Origin of the sequence: Sphingobium sp. PNB, assembly GCF_019873065.1 — a bacterium.
GTDB classification, from domain to species: domain Bacteria; phylum Pseudomonadota; class Alphaproteobacteria; order Sphingomonadales; family Sphingomonadaceae; genus Sphingobium; species Sphingobium fuliginis.
Genome location: NZ_JAINEZ010000218.1, coordinates 1 through 1090, shown reverse-complemented (window position 1 = coordinate 1090; position 1090 = coordinate 1). Strand labels below are relative to the sequence as shown.

Sequence of the window (1090 nt, the reverse complement as noted above, 5' to 3'; positions counted from 1 at the left end):
TCCTCTGGCCCGGCCGCGCCGCGCCAGGATCGCGCCCGCGGCACCACCCTGCTCGGCCGCGAATCCGCCCTTGCCCGCCTGGCCTCGGGCGAGGTGCGGCAGGTCACGCAATTGCTGCTCGACCCGGCGAAAGTCCGGATCTGGAGCGGCAATGCCCGCCTCTATGCGCATCTCAATGAGGAAAATTGCCGCGAACTGATCGACTCGATCATCGCGGAGGGCGGGCAGAAGGTGCCCGCCGTGGTCCGCCGGATAGAGGGCGATCCCGATCATGATTATGAGGTGATCGCCGGCACCCGCCGCCACTGGTCGATCAGCTGGCTGCGCGCCAACAGCTATTCCGACATGATGTTCGTGGCGCAGGTCGCCCAGCTCGACGATGAGGCCGCCTTCCGCCTCGCCGACCTCGAAAACCGCGCCCGCAAGGACGTCTCGGACCTCGAACGCGCGCGCAACTATGCCGATGCGCTCAAGGCCCATTATGGCAGCCACCTGACCCGCATGGCCGAACGGCTGAAGCTCTCCAAGGGATGGCTCAGCAAGATGATCAAGGTGGCGGGCATCGAGGACGCGGTGATCGACGCCTTCGCCTCCCCGGCCGACGTCCAGTTGAAGCCCGCCTATGCGCTGGCCCAATCGCTCGACGACCCCAAGGGCGCGCCCGCCATCCGCGCGGAGGCGAACCGCCTCGCCTCCGAACAGCGCGCGCTGCGGTCGGCGGGCGCCGCGCCCATCCCGGCCTCGGATGTGCTCAAACGCCTGCTCGACGCCCCCCGCGCCGCCCAGTCGGCCCCCAGGGAAGAACCCTTCACCTGGACCACCCACTATGGCCGTCCGGCGCTGACGGTCCAGTCGGTCAACCGCCAGGGCGTCACCATCCGCCTCCACGCCGGTTCGGGCGCGGACATGGAAACGCTCGCCACCGCGCTGCGCGACACGCTCGAACATCTCGAACGGCAGGGCATGGGGCTCCAGCGCTGATGGAAAGCGGGGGGCACAGGACATATGACGGAAGCGAAAGGCCGGTCGAACCGGCGGCTTCCGCCCTGCCCCCCGTTTCCCCGGGGAAACATCAGCCCCTTGTCCCCGC

At 69.0% G+C, this 1090-nt stretch carries 1 protein-coding gene; it reads left to right on the top strand.

Annotation, left to right across the window (positions count from 1 at the left end):
* On the top strand, positions 1-981 hold a 981-nt coding region (locus tag K7W03_RS27485; RefSeq protein WP_226870571.1), incomplete at its 5' end, for a ParB/RepB/Spo0J family partition protein.
* Between the last annotated feature and the right edge of the window lie 109 nt (positions 982-1090).